Origin of the sequence: Streptomyces macrosporus (assembly GCF_039533145.1) — a bacterium.
GTDB lineage: Bacteria > Actinomycetota > Actinomycetes > Streptomycetales > Streptomycetaceae > Streptomyces > Streptomyces macrosporus.
This window is the reverse complement of record NZ_BAAASZ010000052.1, coordinates 32,786-49,362: the sequence shown is the minus strand read 5'-3', so window position 1 is coordinate 49,362 and position 16,577 is coordinate 32,786. Positions and strand designations below refer to the sequence as shown.

The 16,577-nt window shown below is 74.2% G+C and carries 13 protein-coding genes; 8 read left to right on the top strand and 5 right to left on the bottom strand.

The genetic code is table 11. The features are described 5' to 3' along the window. Positions 1-1,032, top strand: a complete 1,032-nt coding sequence (cydB, locus tag ABD335_RS29570) for a cytochrome d ubiquinol oxidase subunit II (RefSeq protein WP_344329041.1) — start codon at positions 1-3, stop codon at positions 1,030-1,032. After that, positions 1,029-4,652: a thiol reductant ABC exporter subunit CydD gene (gene cydD, locus ABD335_RS29565; protein ID WP_344329039.1), complete on the top strand. Its 3,624-nt coding sequence runs from the start codon at positions 1,029-1,031 to the stop codon at positions 4,650-4,652. The genes cydB and cydD overlap by 4 nt, the downstream gene beginning before the upstream one ends. 56 nt (positions 4,653-4,708) lie before the next feature. On the opposite strand, the gene ABD335_RS29560 is transcribed toward cydD, so the two are convergent. Both ABD335_RS29560 and ABD335_RS29555 read right to left on the bottom strand, forming a co-directional pair. After that, a complete protein-coding gene (locus tag ABD335_RS29560; protein ID WP_344329386.1) occupies positions 4,709-5,620 on the bottom strand; it encodes an aldo/keto reductase in 912 nt (303 codons plus the stop codon). 215 nt (positions 5,621-5,835) lie between these two features. Next, positions 5,836-6,696: a Cof-type HAD-IIB family hydrolase gene (locus tag ABD335_RS29555; protein ID WP_344329037.1), complete on the bottom strand. Its 861-nt coding sequence runs from the start codon at positions 6,694-6,696 to the stop codon at positions 5,836-5,838. Positions 6,697-6,935: 239 nt separating this feature from the next. Between ABD335_RS29555 and ABD335_RS29550 the strand changes: the two genes are divergently transcribed. Then, positions 6,936-7,838 carry an LLM class flavin-dependent oxidoreductase gene (locus ABD335_RS29550; RefSeq protein WP_344329035.1) on the top strand — a complete coding sequence of 301 codons (903 nt, stop codon included), beginning with the start codon at positions 6,936-6,938 and terminating at the stop codon, positions 7,836-7,838. Positions 7,839-8,113: 275 nt separating this feature from the next. Here ABD335_RS29550 and ABD335_RS29545 read toward each other — a convergent pair whose 3' ends face one another. Continuing rightward, complete coding sequence (locus ABD335_RS29545) at positions 8,114-9,910, bottom strand: SDR family oxidoreductase (protein ID WP_344329033.1); 1,797 nt, start codon at positions 9,908-9,910, stop codon at positions 8,114-8,116. Between the two features lie 217 nt (positions 9,911-10,127). Here ABD335_RS29545 and ABD335_RS29540 point away from each other — a divergent pair, with 217 nt between their 5' ends. From ABD335_RS29540 to ABD335_RS29520, 5 genes are all read left to right on the top strand, one after another. Next, a complete protein-coding gene (locus ABD335_RS29540; protein ID WP_344329031.1) occupies positions 10,128-11,144 on the top strand; it encodes an ABC transporter ATP-binding protein in 1,017 nt (338 codons plus the stop codon). Then, the gene (locus ABD335_RS29535; RefSeq protein WP_344329029.1) at positions 11,134-12,057 is read left to right on the top strand and encodes an ABC transporter permease; all 924 of its coding nucleotides are present in this window, start codon (positions 11,134-11,136) and stop codon (positions 12,055-12,057) included. The genes ABD335_RS29540 and ABD335_RS29535 overlap by 11 nt, the downstream gene beginning before the upstream one ends. Positions 12,058-12,098: 41 nt before the next feature. Continuing rightward, on the top strand, positions 12,099-13,016 hold the full coding sequence (locus ABD335_RS29530) for an ABC transporter ATP-binding protein (RefSeq protein ID WP_344329027.1): 918 nt from the start codon (positions 12,099-12,101) through the stop codon (positions 13,014-13,016). A 50-nt stretch (positions 13,017-13,066) separates the two neighbouring features. Then, a complete protein-coding gene (locus ABD335_RS29525; protein WP_344329024.1) occupies positions 13,067-13,786 on the top strand; it encodes an ABC transporter permease subunit in 720 nt (239 codons plus the stop codon). A gap of 72 nt (positions 13,787-13,858) precedes the next feature. Continuing rightward, positions 13,859-14,329: a MarR family winged helix-turn-helix transcriptional regulator gene (locus ABD335_RS29520; protein ID WP_344329022.1), complete on the top strand. Its 471-nt coding sequence runs from the start codon at positions 13,859-13,861 to the stop codon at positions 14,327-14,329. Positions 14,330-14,416: 87 nt separating this feature from the next. Here the strand turns inward: ABD335_RS29520 and ABD335_RS29515 are convergent, their stop codons facing one another. Next, on the bottom strand, positions 14,417-15,241 hold the full coding sequence (locus ABD335_RS29515) for an HAD family hydrolase (RefSeq protein ID WP_344329021.1): 825 nt from the start codon (positions 15,239-15,241) through the stop codon (positions 14,417-14,419). Then, positions 15,238-16,524, bottom strand: a complete 1,287-nt coding sequence (gene serS / locus ABD335_RS29510; RefSeq protein WP_344329019.1) for a serine--tRNA ligase — start codon at positions 16,522-16,524, stop codon at positions 15,238-15,240. Before serS ends, ABD335_RS29515 begins: the two co-directional genes overlap by 4 nt. Between the last annotated feature and the right edge of the window lie 53 nt (positions 16,525-16,577).

The following is a 16,577-nucleotide window of genomic DNA, read 5'->3' as shown; positions in this document are numbered from 1 at the left end:
ATGGAACTCCACGACGTCTGGTTCGTCCTCATCGCCGTCCTGTGGACCGGCTACTTCTTCCTGGAGGGCTTCGACTTCGGAGTCGGCGTCCTCACCCGGCTGCTGGCCCGCGACCGCGCCGAGCGCCGCGTGCTGATCAACACCATCGGACCCGTCTGGGACGGCAACGAGGTCTGGCTGCTGACCGCCGGCGGCGCCACCTTCGCCGCCTTCCCCGACTGGTACGCCACCCTCTTCTCCGGCTTCTACCTGCCCCTCCTCCTCGTCCTCGTCTGCCTGATCGTCCGGGGCGTCGCCTTCGAGTACCGCGCCAAGCGCCCCGAGGAGACGTGGCAGACCAACTGGGAGCGCGCCATCTTCTGGTGCTCCCTGCTCCCGGCCTTCCTGTGGGGCGTGGCCTTCGGCAACATCGTCCACGGCGTCGCCATCGACGCCGACAAGGAGTACGTCGGCGGCCTCCTCGACCTCCTCAACCCCTACGCGCTCCTCGGCGGCCTGACGACCCTGGCCCTGTTCACCTTCCACGGCGCGGTCTTCACCGCCCTGAAGACCGTCGGCGACATCCGCGTCCGCGCCCGCGCGCTCGCCGTCCGCCTGGGGGTCGCCACCGTCGCCCTCGCGGTCGTCTTCCTCGGCTGGACCCGGCTCGACCGAGGCGGCCTCGCCAGTCTGATCGCCCTGGCCGTCGCCGCCCTCGCCCTGCTCGCCGCCGTCCGCGCGATCGCCGCGGTGCGCGAGGGCTGGTCGTTCGCCCTCTCCGGGGTGACCATCGTGGCCACCGTGGCGACGCTCTTCCTCGCCCTCTATCCGAACGTCATGCCCTCCACCCTCGACCCGGACTGGAGCCTGACGGTGGCCAACGCGTCCTCCAGCCACTACACCCTGACGATCATGACCTGGCTGGCCGCCCTGGCCACACCGCTCGTGCTCCTCTACCAGGGCTGGACATACTGGGTGTTCCGCAAGCGGATCGGAACCCAGCACATCGCCGTCGACGCTCACCAGCAGGAACCGGAACCCAGCCGCCCATGAAGCCCGTCGACCCCCGCCTGCTCCGGTACGCCCGCACCACCCGCGTCTTCCTCGTCGCGGCCGTGGCGCTCGGGCTGGCCGGAGCGGGCCTGCTCATCGCCCAGGCCGTCCTCATGGCCGAGGTCGTCGTCCGGGCCTTCCAGCAGGACACGCCCCCCGCCGACCTCGCCACCCCCCTGCTCCTCCTCGGGGCCGTGGCCCTCGGCCGCGCCCTGGTCTCCTGGCTCACCGAACTGGCCGCCCACCGCTCGTCCGCCGCGGTCAAGTCCGAACTCCGCCTCCGCCTCCTCGACCGCGCCACCGCCCTGGGACCCGCCTGGCTCGGCGACCGGCGCACCGGCGAACTGGCCACCCTCGCCACCCGCGGCATCGACGCGCTCGACGACTACTTCGCCCGCTACCTCCCCCAACTCGCCCTCGCCGTCGTCGTCCCCGCCGCGCTGCTCGCCCGGATCGTCACCGACGACTGGATCTCCGCGGCGACCATCGTCGTCACCCTGCCGCTCATCCCCGTCTTCATGGCCCTGATCGGCTGGGCGACCCAGGCCCACATGGACCGCCAGTGGCGGCTGCTGACCCGCCTCTCCGGCCACTTCCTCGACGTCGTCGCCGGCCTGCCCACCCTCAAGGTCTTCGGCCGGGCCAAGGCACAGGCCGAGAACATCCGCGCCATCACCGCCGACTACCGCCGCGCCACCCTGCGCACCCTGCGGATCGCCTTCCTCTCCTCCTTCGCCCTCGAACTCCTGTCGACGATCTCCGTCGCGCTCGTCGCGGTCGGTATCGGCATGCGCCTGGTCCACGGCGACCTCGACCTCTACACCGGCCTGGTCGTGCTGATCCTCGCCCCCGAGGCGTACCTCCCCCTGCGCCAGGTCGGCGTCCACTACCACGCCGCCGCCGAGGGACTGTCCGCCGCCGAGGAGGTCTTCGGCGTCCTCGAAACCACGCCCCCCGCCCCCGGCACCACCCCCGCGCCCGACGCCCGCACCGCCACCATCGCCTTCGACGGCCTCACCGTCCGCCACGCGGGCCGCACCACCGACTCGCTGCCCGCCACCACCTTCACCGTCCGGCCCGGCGAGACCGTCGCCGTCACCGGCCCCTCCGGCTCCGGCAAGACGACGCTCCTGAACGTCCTCCTCGGCTTCACGCCCCCCACCTCCGGCCGCGTCACCGTCGACGGCACCGACCTGGCCGACCTCGACCCGGCCGGCTGGCGCTCCCAGATCGCCTGGGTCCCCCAGCACCCGCACCTGTTCGCCGGGACGATCGCCGAGAACGTCCGCCTCGCGAAGCCCGACGCCACGGACGCCGAAGTCCTCGCCGCCCTCCGCGACGCCGGAGCCCCCGACCTCTCGCCCACCGCCCTCCTCGGCGAGATGGGCGCCGGGCTCTCCGCCGGTCAACGGCAGCGCGTCGCCCTGGCCCGCGCCTTCCTCGCCGACCGACCGCTGCTCCTGCTGGACGAGCCGACGGCCGCGCTCGACGGCGCCACCGAGGCCGCCGTCGTCGACGCGGTCGCCCGCCTGGCCCGTGACCGCACCGTCCTCCTGATCGTCCACCGCCCCGCGCTGCTCGCGGTCGCGGACCGCGTCGTCCGCCTCGCGCCCGCCCCCGGTCCCGCACCGTCCGAGCGGGCACCGGACGTCGCGCCGACGGTCCCGGCCGTCACCGGCACGTCGGTCGGCGCGCCCACCCACACGCCGATCCGCACACCGGCCCACGACGAATCCGCGGTCGGCGGCGAGCCGGAGGGGCCGGGCGGGGACGGCCGTCCCGGACCGGCCCCGACCCCGGCGCGCACCGCACCCGCCCCCACGGCCGCCCCCGAATCCGCGTCCGCGTCCGCCCACGAGCCGGACGCCCTCGCCCGCGTTCGCCGCATCGCGCGCCCCCAGCGCTCCCGGCTCGCCCTCGCGCTGCTCCTCGGAGCGCTCGCGCTCCTCAGCGCCGTCGGCCTGATGGCCACCTCCGGCTGGCTGATCTCGCGCGCCTCCCAGCAGCCGCCCGTCCTGTACCTGATGGTCGCCGTCACCGCGACCCGCGCCTTCGGCATCGGCCGCGCCGTCTTCCGCTACGCCGAGCGCCTCGTCTCCCACGACGCCGTGCTGCGCCTCCTGGCCGACCTGCGCGTCACCGTCCACCGGCGCCTCGAACGCCTCGCCCCCGCCGGGCTGCGCCACGCCCGGCGCGGCGACCTGCTCACCCGGCTCGTCACCGACGTCGACGCCCTCCAGGACTACTTCCTGCGCTGGCTGCTCCCGGCCGCCGTCGCCGCCACGGTCTCCCTCGCCGCCGCCGTCTTCACCGCGTGGCTCCTCCCCGAGGCCGGCGCGGTGCTCGCGGCCGGACTGCTCGTCGCCGGCGTCGCCGTCCCGGCGCTCGCCGCCGCCGTCGCCCGGCGCACCGAGCGGCAACTCGCGCCCGCCCGAGGCGCGTTGACCACCCGCACCGTCGACCTCCTCACCGGCACCGCCGAGCTGACCGTCGCCGGTGCGCTGCCCCGGCACGCCGAGGCCGTGCGCGCCGCCGACACCGCGCTCACCCGCCTCGCCGCCCGCAGCTCCGCGGTGACCGCGCTCGGCGGCGGACTGTCCACGCTGGCCGCCGGGCTCACCGTCGCCGCAGCGGCCTGGTTCGGCGCCGCCGCCGTCCACGACGGGCGGCTCGACGGGCTCCTCATGGCGGTGGTCGTCCTGACCCCGCTCGCCTCCTTCGAGGCGGTCGCCGGCATGGCGCAGGCGGCCCAGTACCGGCAGCGCACCCGCCGCTCGGCCGAGCGGCTCCACGAGGTGATCGACGCCCCCGCTCCCGTCCGCGAGCCGGAGCACCCGCTCCCGGCGCCGGACTCCCCGTTCCCCGTCGTCCTCACCGACCTCACGGCCCGCCACCCCGGCCAGGACCGTCCCGCCCTCGCCGGGGTGGACCTGCGTCTGACGCCGGGCCGGCGCGTCGCGGTCGTCGGGCCGTCCGGCTCGGGCAAGACCACGCTCGCCCACGTCCTGCTGCGCTTCCTCGACCCCGAGTCCGGCCGCCACACCCTCGGCCCGGACGCCGTCGACGCCCGCGCCCTGGACGGCGACGCCGTACGCCGCCTCGTCGGCCTGTGCGCCCAGGACGCGCACATCTTCGACAGCTCCCTGCGCGAGAACCTCCGCCTGGCCCGGCCGTCCGCGACCGACGACGACCTCCGCGCGGCCCTGGCCGCCGCCCGTCTCGACACCTGGGTCGAGGAGCTGCCCGAGGGTCTGGACACCCTCGTCGGCGAGTTCGGCGCCCGGCTCTCCGGCGGCCAGCGGCAGCGCCTGGCGCTGGCCCGCGCGCTGCTGGCCGACTTCCCCGTGCTGGTGCTGGACGAGCCCGCCGAGCACCTGGACCTGGCCACCGCCGACGCCCTGACCGCCGACCTGCTGACCGCCACCGAGGGCCGCACGACCGTGCTGATCACCCACCGCCTGGCCGGCCTGGAGACGGTGGACGAGGTGGTCGTCCTCGACGGCGGTCGCGTGGTCCAGCGCGGCCCGTACCGCGAACTGGCCGGGGCGGAGGGCCCGTTCCGGCGGATGCTGGAGCGGGAGCGGGCCACCGAGGAGCCGGTGGGCGCGGGCCGGGACTGACCCGCGGCCCACCCGCGTCCTCCGGCGCACCCGAGCGCCGTCCTCCCGCGCGTCCCTCAGGCGGCCTCGTCCAGCCGGCGCCGCTGCTCGGCGTCCAACCGCAGCTCCATCGCGTCGAACGCCTCGTCGAGCTGCTCGACGCGGCTCACCCCGACGATCGGGACGATCGCCGGGTCCCCTCCGGCCAGCCACGCCAGGACGACCTGGTGGGCGCCGGCGCCGGTCTCGGCCGCCACCTCGGCCAGGACGGCCAGGCGCCGTGCCGTGCCGGGGTGGTCGTAGTGCTCGGGCAGCGGCCGGTCGGGGCGGGTGTAGGAGCCCCACAGCAGCGTGGAGTAGGCCCACAGGTCCAGCTCCGGCTCGCTGCGCACGTAGTCCAGCGACTCGGCGGTCGCGTGGAGGTGCCCGCCCTCGGGGAGGACGGTGCCCGGCCGCGGCTGGACGTAGGAGTACCGCAGTTGCAGCGCGGTCCAGCCCGTCACCCCCGTCCCGCGGGCGAGCGCGCGACCGCGTTCGACGCGCCAGGCGGCGTGGTTGGAGGCCCCGAGCCGGAGGGCGAGCCCGTCCGAGACGACCTCGCCGAAGGCCGCGACGGTCTCCTCCAGGGGCACTCCGCGGTCCTCGGCGTGCGCCCAGTACAGGTCGATCCGGTCGGTGCGCAGCCGCTCCAGGCTCTCCCGCACCGCCCGGCGTACGACGGGCGCCGACAGTCCCTCGGCGGACTCCGGCCACTTCCCCGGCACGGTGGGCTGTTGGCGCACCTTGGTGCTGATCAGCACCCGGTCGCGGACGCCGGGCCGGGCGGCCAGCCACTCCCCGATGACGGTCTCGCTCTGGCCGCCGACGCCGGAGGGGTCCGACCAGAAGCTGTAGCAGTTCGCGGTGTCGATCCACCGCCCTCCGCGCTCGACGAACCGGTCGAGCAGCGTCGTCGACGTCTCCCGGTCCAGCCGTGTGCCGAAGTCCATGGCGCCCAGGGCGAAGTACGGCGCGTTCGGCGCGCCGTCGGATGCGCTCACGAGGAGTCCTCCCGTTCCGCGCGGCGCCTCCGCCGCGCTCGGAGGACTCATGCTGGCGTTTGGAGAGCGCTCCAAGGCAAGGGCGTCCAGGGGTGTTCCGGGACGAGCGGGCGGGACGGCCCGCGCCCCGCCGGAACGTTTCCGCGGACGTCGGGCGGCGGACGTCAGGCGGCGGAGGGCAGGCTCAGCAGCCGCTCGATCACGACGGCCACCCCGTCGTCCTCGTTGGTGGACGTGCGGTACGGGGTCGCGGCCAGCACGTCGGGGTGGGCGTTGGCCATGGCGAACGAGGCGCCGGCCCAGGTCAGCATCTCCAGGTCGTTGGGCATGTCGCCGAAGGCGACGACCTCCTCGGGCGCGACGCCGCGCCGCGCGCAGCACAGGGCCAGGGTGCTGGCCTTGCTGACGCCGGGCCCGCTGATCTCCAGCAGCGCGTTGGGGCTGGAGCGGGTGAACTCGGCGTGGTGGCCCGCCACCTCGCGGGCCGTCCGCAGGAAGTCGTCCGGCGGCAGCTCCCCGTGGTGGGCCAGGAGCTTCAGGACCGGCTGGTCGGCGTACTCGGAGTCCTGGGACAGCAGCTCCTCGATCGGGGCGATCACCGCGCCCGGGTCGAGGTGGAACTGCGGGTAGCGCGGCTCGTAGTGGATGCCGCCGGTCCGTTCGACGGCGAAGTTGACCTCCGGGGCGGTCGTCCGCAGCTCCTTGACCACGGCGAGCGCGGTGCCGTGCGGCAGGTCCCGCACCTGCACGATCCGACGTCCGCGGTGGAGGTCGACGACGGCCGCGCCGTTGGCGCAGATCGCCAGCCCGTGTCCGTGGACGTGGTCGGCGACCACGTCCATCCAGCGCGCGGGGCGTCCGGTGACGAAGAAGACCTCGATCCCGGCCTCCTCGGCCGCGGCGAGCGCCGCGACCGTGCGGTCGGAGACGGACTTGTCGTCGCGCAGCAGCGTCCCGTCCAGGTCGGTGGCGATGAGGCGCGGACGCGTCGTCGGGAATGCCAGGGCATGAGTCACGGTCCCCATACTCCCGCATATGCGCGCACACACGTGCGTCGAGGTGCCCGAATGAGCCACCGGGCGAACGCATTCGAAACCGGATGGACACGGACGGTCAGGACGCCGGACGTCCCGCACCCGGTGATCCGCGCCCGGCGCACCCGTCCGACGCGTCGGGGCCGGACCGTACCGGCCCGCCGGCCGGCCCACCGGCCGGCCCACCGGCCGGTCCGCCGCTCGCACGGGTGCCCGCATACGCTCGGGGGATGCGACTGAGCACCGTGATCCTTCCCGTCCTGCGCTGGGCCGAGGGCGGGCGCGAGAGGTGGCGGCGGGCCGAGGAGCTGGGGTTCCACACCGCCTACACCTACGACCACCTCTCCTGGCGCGAGCCCTTCCGCGACGGCCCCTGGTTCGGCGCGCTGCCCACCCTCACCGCCGCCGCGACGGCCACCGGGCGGATACGGCTGGGCACCCTGGTGACCTCGCCGAACTTCCGGCACCCGGTCACCCTGGCCAAGGAGTTGATCACCCTCGACGACGTCTCCGGCGGACGGATCACGCTCGGCATCGGCGCGGGCGGCTCGGGGTACGACGCCACGGTGCTCCGGGCGCCCGGCGAGCGGCCGTGGACGCCGCGCGAGCGGGCCGACCACTTCGGCGAATTCCTGCCCCTCCTGGACCGGCTGCTGACCGAGGACGCCGTCACCCACCACGGGGAGCGCTACTCCGCCCACGAGGCCCGGAACATCCCCGGCTGCGTCCAGCGGCCCCGCGTCCCCTTCGCGGTGGCCGCCACCGGCCCGCGCGGCATGCGGCTCGCGGCGCGGTACGGGCAGGCGTGGGTGACCACCGGGGACCCGCGGGTGGCCGCGGGCGGGACCGCGGAGGAGTCGCGCGACGCGATCCGGGAGCAGATCCGGCGGCTGGAGGAGACCTGCGCGCGGGAGGGCCGCGACCCGGCGGAGCTGTCCAGGGTCCTGCTCACCGGCTTCACCCCGGACCGTCCCCTGGCCTCCCTCGCCGCCTTCGTGGACTTCGCCGGGACGTACCGGGAGCTGGGCGTCGACGAGATCGTGGTGCACTGGCCGATCGACGGCACGATGTTCGAGGCCGACGAGAAGGTCTTCGAGGAGATCGCCGTCGAGGCGCCGAGGCAGTTGGCCTGACACCCGGACGGGCCCGGCGCCGCATCCCGTCCGGCGCCGGAAGGGGGAGCGCGGCGGCCGGCAGCTCGTCGACGTCCACCCGGCCGTGGGCGTCCATCGTCAGTCCGATCCGTCCGGGGTCGTGCCGCAGGTGGCGTGCGGCGTACTTCGAGATCCGCTTGGTGCGTCGGTCGTCCAGTCGGTTGTCGATACGAGCCCAGGACGCACCCGCGCCCCGGCCCGCGGCACCTTCTTTTCCCTCGGCTTCTCTTCCCTCGGCCGGCCCGGCCCGGCCGTCAGGCCCGGACGTTGATCCGTGCGAACGCCCGCAGCAGGCTCGGCGCCAGCCGGGAGAGCCACAGCCCCGCCCGCGCCTCCAGGTTCACCGGCACCACCGCCTTGTCGCGGATCACCGCGCGCAGCACCGCGTCGGCGACCTTCTCCGGCGGGTACCTGCGGATCCGGTAGACCTGGCGGGCCCGCTTGATCCGGCTTTGGCGGTCCTGCTCGTCGAAGCCCCGGAACCGGGTGTCGTCCAGGATCGTGGTGCTGACGATGCCGGGGCAGATCGCCGAGACCCCGATGCCCTGCCCGGCCAGGTCGGCGCGGAGCACCTGGCTGAGCATCAGCACCGCCGCCTTGGAGGTGCAGTACGCGGGCAGGGCGCGCGTGGGCTCGTAGGCGGCGCAGGAGGAGACGTTGACGATGTGGCCGCCCTCGCCGCGCGCGGCCATCTGCCGGCCGAACAGGCGGCAGCCGTGGACGACGCCCCACAGGTTGGTGCCCAGGACGGCGTTCCAGTCGTCCTCGGTGTGCTCCAGGAACGGCCCGGCGGCGGCGATCCCGGCGTTGTTGACCAGCACGTCCACCACGCCGTACCGGTCCGCGACCCGTTCGGCCAACGCCTCCATGGCCCGCCCGTCGGAGACGTCGGCGGTCTCGGCCCACGCCCGTGCCGCGCCGACCCGCCGCGCCAGCTCGGCCGTGCGCGCCGCGTTCTCGCCGTCGGTGTCCACGGCGACGACCCGGGCCCCGGCCCGGGCGAAGGCCAGGACGATCGCCCGGCCGATGCCCCGGGACGCGCCGGTGACCAGCACGAGCTGTTCGCCGAAGTACTCGGCGTACGTCCCGTGCCGCCCTCCGCGCACGGCGGGCGCGTCCCCGCCCCCGCCGCCCCCGCCGTCCTCGCGCCGCCCCTCGCAGGCGTCGACGAACGCGCCGATCCAGCCGGCGAGCCGGTCGGGATGGGTGCGCGGCGCCCAGTGGCCGGCGCGGAGCGTGCGGCGCGTCAGCCGCGGCACCCAGCGCTCCAGGCCGTCGTGGACGGCGGGGGAGAGGAAGGGGTCGTCGGCCGGCGTGATCAGCTGGACGGGCACATGGGCGTAGGCGTCCTCGCGCGGGGCGCGCAGCCGGGAGCGGACGTTGTCGCGGTACAGCCAGGCCCCGTGCGCGGCGTTCCCGCGGAGGTCCGGGGAGACCGGCCGGCCCCGCCGCCGCGCGAGGGCGGTCCCGAGCCCGCCGAAGACCGTCCCCGGCACGCCGGGCAGGTGCATCAGGTACACGTGCGAGGACCTGACGCCCTGCCCGAGCGCCTGGACCGCCCGGCGCGGGGTCGGCCGGGTCAGCCGCCCGGCGAACCAGTGCCCGAGGTGGTCCAGGGACGGACCGGAGAGGGAGGTGAAGGACGCGATCCGGCCCCGGGTCCGGCCGACCGTGGCGAACTCCCACCCCTGGACCGACCCCCAGTCGTGCCCCACCAGGTGCACCGGGGCGTCGGGGCTCACCGCGTCCGCGACGGCCAGGAAGTCGTCGGTCAGCTTCTCCAGCGTGAATCCGCCGCGCAGCGGGTCGGGCGCCGTCGACCTCCCGAAGCCCCGCACGTCGTACAGCACCACGTGGAAGCGGTCCGCGAGCCGCTCGGCGACCGGCGCCCAGAGCTCCTTGGAGTCCGGGTAGCCGTGCAGCAGCACCACCGTCGGGCGGCGGCTCCCGTCCTCGTCCGTCCGCCGGCCCAGCTCGGCGACGCACAGCTCGACGCCGTCCGTGGGGATCCACCGCTCCCGCGCGTCCGCCACCGTCTCCCGGGCTCCCATGCGCACCTCTCCTTCCCGACGTCCCCCGACGTTCCGACCTGCGCGCCGCTCCCGCCGCGGCACGGCGCCGGACGGTCCGAGGACGACGGGTTGCCGGTCTCGGCGTCGTGACACCGCCCGTGACACGGCCGGAGGACTCCTTCCCGGGGCCGGCACCCCTAAGGGCATGTACACCTCCAGTACGAGGCACATCCACGCCCCCGGGCTGACGTGCCCCGTGACGGACGCCACTACGGTCGACCGCGTGACTGTCATCGCGACCGAGAACCTCAGCAAGAGGTTTCCCAGGGTCACCGCGCTGGACCGGCTCACCATGGAGATCACGCCGGGCGTGACCGGCCTGGTGGGAGCCAACGGTGCGGGCAAGTCGACCCTGATCAAGATCCTGTTGGGCCTCTCCCCCGCCAGCGAGGGAACCGCCTCCGTCCTCGGCATGGACGTCGCCACGCAGGGCGCCGGCATCCGCGAACGGGTCGGGTACATGCCCGAGCACGACTGCCTGCCGCCCGACGTCTCGGCGACCGAGTTCGTCGTCCACATGGCGCGGATGTCCGGCCTGCCCGCCACCGCGGCCCGCGAGCGGACCGCCGACACCCTGCGCCACGTCGGGCTGTACGAGGAGCGCTACCGGCCCATCGGCGGCTACTCGACCGGCATGAAGCAGCGGGTCAAGCTGGCCCAGGCCCTGGTCCACGACCCGCAACTGGTCTTCCTGGACGAGCCGACCAACGGTCTGGACCCGGTCGGCCGGGACGACATGCTGGGGCTGATCCGCCGCATCCACTCCGACTTCGGCATCTCGGTCCTGGTCACCTCCCACCTGCTGGGCGAACTGGAGCGCACCTGCGACCACGTCGTCGTCATCGACGGCGGCAGACTGCTGCGCTCCTCCGCCACCACCGACTTCACCCGGCGGACCACCACCCTCGCGGTCGAGGTCACCGACACCGACGCCCACCCCGACGGCACCGCGGCCCTGCGCTCCGCCCTCACCGGGCTCGGGCTCACCGTGGCCGGCACGGGCGGCGACGGACTGCCCGGCGCCGGACGCGTCCTGCTGGTCGAGGCGGCCGACGACGCCGTGTACGACACCGTCCGCGACGCGGTCGCGGAGCTGGGCCTGGGCCTGGTCCGGATGGAGCAGCGCAGGCACCGCATCGTGGAGGTCTTCAAGACGGCCGACGCCGACGCCGCCGGAACGACCGAGAAGGGGGGCAGCACCGATGCGGCCTGAACCGACCACGAGCCCCGCCGTCCCCGCCCAGCGCGGCGAGGACGCCAGCATCCACAACATCGGCTACCGCCACTACGACGGCCCCCGCCTCGGGCGGTCCTACGCCCGCCGCTCGCTGCTGACCCAGTCCCTGCGCGGCGCGTACGGCCTGGGGCGCTCGGCGAAGTCCAAGGTGCTGCCGTTCGTCCTGCTGGCGGTGATGGTGCTGCCGGCGGGCATCCTGGTGGCGGTCGCCGCCGTGACCCCCGGCGCCGACGAGCTGGCGGTGGAGTACACCGAGTACGCGCTGATGCTCCAGCCGGTCATCGGCCTCTACCTCGCCTCCCAGGCGCCGCAGTCGGTCTCCCGCGACCTGCGCTTCCGCACCGTGCCGCTGTACTTCTCGCGCCCGATCGAGCGCGTCGACTACGTGGCGGCCAAGTACGCGGCCATGGCGTCGGCGCTCCTCCTGTTCACCGCCGCGCCCCTGGTGGTCATGTACGTGGGCGCCCTGCTCGTCGAGCTCGACTTCGGCGACCAGACCACCGGCTTCCTCCAGGGCCTGGCCTCGATCGCGCTGTTCTCCGTCCTTCACGCGGGTATCGGCCTGGTCGTCGCCGCGCTCACCCCGCGCCGGGGCTTCGGCGTCGCCGCGGTGATCGCCGTGCTGACCATCCCGTACTTCGCCGTCACCACCGTCCAGGCCATCGCCGACGAGCAGGGCAACGGCGGCGCCGTCGCCTGGCTCGGGCTCTTCTCGCCCGGCTCGCTCGTCGACGGCTTCCAGTCGGCGTTCCTCGGCGCCCCCACCGGCTTCCCCGGCGGGCACGAGCCCGGCACCGCCGCCGGGGCCGTCTACGCCCTGGTCATCCTCGGCCTGATCGCGGCCTGCTGGGCCGCGCTGATGAGCCGCTACCGCAAGGCGGGGCTGTGACCGTGAAGACCTCCGCGCAGAACGAGAAGGCGGCGTAACCCATGACCACGATCCACATCGACCACGTGTCCCGCTGGTTCGGCAACGTCGTCGCCGTCAACGACGTGACGATGGACATCGGTCCCGGCGTCACCGGGCTGCTCGGCCCGAACGGCGCGGGCAAGTCCACGTTGATCAACATGATGGGCGGCTTCCTGGCGCCCTCCGCCGGCACCGTCACCCTCGACGGGACGGTGATCTGGCGCAACGAGCGGGTCTACCAGGAGATCGGCGTCGTCCCCGAGCGCGAGGCGATGTACGACTTCCTCACCGGTCACGAGTTCGTCCTCGCCAACGCCGAGCTGCACGGCCTGGCCGACCCGGGCGAGGCCGCGCGCAGGGCCCTGGCCACCGTGGAGATGGAGTACGCCCAGGACCGGAGGATCGCCACGTACAGCAAGGGCATGCGGCAGCGCGTGAAGATGGCCTCCGCGCTCGTCCACGACCCGTCCGTGCTGCTGCTGGACGAGCCCTTCAACGGCATGGACCCGCGCCAGCGCATGCAGTTGATGGAACTGCTGCGGCGGATGGGCGCCGAGGGCCGCACGGTGCTGTTCTCCTCGCACATCCTGGAGGAGGTCGAGCAGCTCGCCTCCCACATCGAGGTGATCGTCGCCGGTCGGCACGCGGCCTCCGGGGACTTCCGGCGCATCCGCCGGCTGATGACCGACCGCCCCCACCGCTACCTCGTACGGTCCAGCGACGACCGCGCGCTGGCCTCCGCGCTGATCGCCGACCCCTGCACCGCGGGCATCGAACTCGACCGGAGCGAGGGCGCCCTGCTCATCCAGGCCGTCGACTTCGCCCGCTTCACCGAGCAGTTGCCGCGCATCGCCCGCGCGCACGGCATCCGGCTCCTCACGGTCTCGCCCTCGGACGAGTCCCTGGAGAGCGTCTTCTCCTACCTCGTCACGGCCTGAGACCTCCCCGAGAGTCACAGCCGGCAACCAGTCCAAGGAGCCCCACCGCGATGTACGACCCCACGGTCGCCCGGCTCACCTACCGGGCCCTGCTCGGCCGCCGCCGGGCGCTGATCCTGTTCGTCCTGCCCGCCCTGCTCCTGCTGATCTCCGTCGCGATCCGCCTGCTGGTCGGCGCCGACGACGCGGTGGCCACGGAGGTGCTCGGCGGTTTCGCGCTGGCCACCATGGTCCCGCTGATCGGCGTGATCGCCGGGACCGGCGCGATCGGCCCGGAGATCGACGACGGGTCGATCGTCTACCTGCTGGCCAAGCCGCTGAAGCGGCCCACGATCATCCTGACCAAGCTGACCGTCGCCATCGCCGTCACCCTGGTGTTCTCGGCGGTCCCGATGCTGATCGCGGGGTGGATCCTCAACGGCAACAGCCAACAGATCGCCGTCGCCTACACCGTCGCGGCGGTCGCCGCCTCCGTCGCCTACAGCGCCGTCTTCCTGCTGTTGGGCACGGTCAGCCGGCACGCCGTCGTCTTCGGCCTGGTCTACGCCCTCATCTGGGAGGCGCTCTTCGGCAGCCTGGTGCCCGGCGCCCGGACGCTCAGCGTCCAGCAGTGGGCGCTGGCCCTGGCCGAGAAGACGGCGCCCGGCGCGAACATCGCCTCCGACGTCGGCCTGCCGACCGCCGCGGTGCTGCTGGCGGTGGTGACCGTCGTGGGCACCTGGTACGCCGGGCAGAAGCTGCGCACCCTCACCCTCGCCGGCGAGGAGTGAGCGACCGGCCGGGCCGCCGCCCCCCGATCGGCGGCCCGGCCGGTACCGCACCCGTCCCCGTACGCTGGAAACATGGGCACGACACGGTGGCTGGACGACGAAGAGCAGCGGACCTGGCGGGCTTTCCTGGGCGCCACCCAGCGCGTACGGGAGGAGCTGGACCGGCAGTTGCAGCGTGACGCCGGGATGCCCCTGGCGTACTACCAGACCCTGGCCATGCTCTCCGAGGCGCCCGACCGCACCCTCACCATGAGCCGGTTGGCGAGGATCACCCGCTCCTCGCCCAGCAGGCTCTCCCACGCCGTCGCCAAGCTGGAGGGCCGGGGCTGGGTGAAGCGGACCCAGCACCCCGCCGACCACCGCACCACGCTGGCCACGCTGACCGACGAGGGGTTCGCCGCGCTGGAGGAGGCCGCCCACGGCCATGTGGAGCAGGTCCGCCGCGCCCTGTTCGACCACCTCTCGCCCGAGCAGACCGGGCAGCTCCACGCCATCTGCCGGGCGGTCCTGGAGGGCACCCAGGAGGGCCCGCCCCCGGAGTGAGGCGAGCGCGCGTCAACGCCCGCGTCCGGTCCCGCCGTTGACCCGCGCCGCCCGCGAGGCGACCCGGCCGGCGCGGCCGGCCGGTCCTCAGAGGGAGAACAGCCGCTCCAGGACGACCGCGATGCCGTCCTCGTCGTTGGACGCGGTCACCTCGTCGGCCACCGCCAGCAGTTCGGGGTGGGCGCCGCCCATGGCGACGCCGTGGGAGGCCCAGGCGAACATGGGGATGTCGTTGGGCATGTCGCCGAAGGCGATCGTCTCCGTCGAGGAGCGGCCCAGCCGGCGGGCGGCGATCGACAGGCCCTTGGCCTTGGAGAGCCCCAGCGGCAGCATCTCCACGATGCCCTCGCCGGAGACCACCACGCTCACCAGGTCGCCCGCGACCCGCCGGGCGGCGTCGGCCAGGGTGTCGTCGTCCATCCCGCCGGGATGCTGGAGGTAGAGCTTGTTCAGGGGCGCGGCCCACAGCTCGTCCGAGCCGGAGACCAGGGTCGCCGGGAGCGTCGTCTCCCCTTCGAGCCGGTACCCGGGGCCGAACAGCACGTCACCGTCCACGCCGTCCCGCGAGACGGCCACGGCCAGTCGGCCGACCTCCGCCTCGATCTTGGCGAGCGCCAGCCGCGCCTGCCGGCGGTCGAGCGTCACCGAGGTCAGCAGCCGGTGCTCGCCCGCGTGGTAGACCTGCGAGCCCTGCCCGCAGACGGCCAGCCCGTCGTAGCCCAGCTCGTCCAGGATGTGCCGGGTCCAGCGCACGGAGCGGCCGGTGACCACGATGTGCGCGGCGCCCGCCGCCGTGGCGGCGGCGAGCGCGTCGCGCGTACGGGCCGAGACGGTGCCGTCGCCGCGCAGCAGCGTGCCGTCGAGGTCGGTGGCGATCAGCCGGTAGGGGAGGGCCGGAGGTCTGGTGCTCACTTGGCGGCGGATCCCACGGGCTCCAGCACCTCGCGTCCGCCCAGGTAGGGGCGGAGGATCTCGGGCACCCGCACCGAGCCGTCGGCCTGCTGGTGGTTCTCCAGCAGGGCCACGATGGTGCGGGGGACCGCGCAGAGCGTGCCGTTGAGCGTCGCCAGCGGGCGGACCTTCTTGTCCTGGCGCATCCGGATGGACAGCCGGCGGGCCTGGAACTCGTTGCAGTTCGAGGCGGAGGTCAGCTCGCGGTACCTGCCCTGGGTCGGGATCCACGCCTCGCAGTCGAACTTCCGCGAGGCGGAGGCGCCCAGGTCACCGGTGGCGACGTCGATCACCCGGAAGGGCAGCTCCAGGGAGTTCAGCCACTGCTTCTCCCACTCCAGCAGCCGCGCGTGCTCGGCCTCGGAGTCCTCGGGGGCGACGTAGGAGAACATCTCCACCTTGTCGAACTGGTGGACGCGGAAGATGCCGCGGGTGTCCTTGCCGTACGAGCCCGCCTCGCGGCGGAAGCACGGGGAGAAGCCGGCGTACCGCAGCGGCAGCTTCTCCGCGTCGAGGATCTCGTCCATGTGGTAGCCGGCGAGCGGGACCTCGGAGGTGCCGACCAGGTAGTAGTCGTCCTTCTCCAGGTGGTAGACGTTCTCGGCGGCCTGGCCGAGGAAGCCGGTGCCCTCCATGGCGCGCGGCTTGACCAGCGCCGGGGTCAGCATGGGGACGAAGCCCGCCTCGGTGGCCTGGGCGATCGCGGCGTTGACCAGGGCCAGCTCCAGCAGGGCGCCGACGCCGGTCAGGTAGTAGAAGCGCGAGCCGGAGACCTTGGCGCCGCGCTCGACGTCGATGGCGCCGAGCGCCTGGCCGAGCTCCAGGTGGTCCTTGGGCTCGAAGCCCTCGGCGGCGAAGTCGCGCGGGGTGCCGTGCGTCTCGCGGACGGTGAAGTCGTCCTCGCCGCCCACGGGCACGTCGGGGTGGACGAGGTTGCCGAGCCGGAGCAGCAGTCGCTGGGTCTCGGCGTCGGCCTCGTCCCGCTCGGCGTCGGCGGCCTTGACCGCGGCGGCCAGCTCGCCCGCACGCTTGAGCAGTTCGGCCTTCTCCTCCCCGGTGGCCTTGGGGATCAGCTTGCCGAGCTGCTTCTGCTCGGCGCGCAGCTCGTCGAAGCGGACGCCGGACGACCTGCGCCGCTCGTCGGCGGAGAGCAGGGCGTCGACGAGGTCGACGTCCTCTCCACGGGCGCGCTGGGAGGCGCGCACACGGTCGGGGTCCTCACGGAGCAGGCGAAGGTCAATCACGCCGCCAGGGTACCGGGGGCGGGGCGCCGCGCTCGACTCGATATGGCGATACG

Bases quoted from the DNA above. Each gene is read 5' to 3' on its own strand.
- cydB (WP_344329041.1), top strand. From the start codon at position 1: ATGGAACTCCACGACGTCTGGTTCGTCCTCATCGCCGTCCTGTGGACC.
- cydD (WP_344329039.1), top strand. From the start codon at position 1,029: ATGAAGCCCGTCGACCCCCGCCTGCTCCGGTACGCCCGCACCACCCGC.
- ABD335_RS29560 (WP_344329386.1), bottom strand. From the start codon at position 5,620: ATGGACTTCGGCACACGGCTGGACCGGGAGACGTCGACGACGCTGCTC.
- ABD335_RS29555 (WP_344329037.1), bottom strand. From the start codon at position 6,696: ATGGGGACCGTGACTCATGCCCTGGCATTCCCGACGACGCGTCCGCGC.
- ABD335_RS29550 (WP_344329035.1), top strand. From the start codon at position 6,936: ATGCGACTGAGCACCGTGATCCTTCCCGTCCTGCGCTGGGCCGAGGGC.
- ABD335_RS29545 (WP_344329033.1), bottom strand. From the start codon at position 9,910: ATGGGAGCCCGGGAGACGGTGGCGGACGCGCGGGAGCGGTGGATCCCC.
- ABD335_RS29535 (WP_344329029.1), top strand. From the start codon at position 11,134: ATGCGGCCTGAACCGACCACGAGCCCCGCCGTCCCCGCCCAGCGCGGC.
- ABD335_RS29530 (WP_344329027.1), top strand. From the start codon at position 12,099: ATGACCACGATCCACATCGACCACGTGTCCCGCTGGTTCGGCAACGTC.
- ABD335_RS29525 (WP_344329024.1), top strand. From the start codon at position 13,067: ATGTACGACCCCACGGTCGCCCGGCTCACCTACCGGGCCCTGCTCGGC.
- ABD335_RS29520 (WP_344329022.1), top strand. From the start codon at position 13,859: ATGGGCACGACACGGTGGCTGGACGACGAAGAGCAGCGGACCTGGCGG.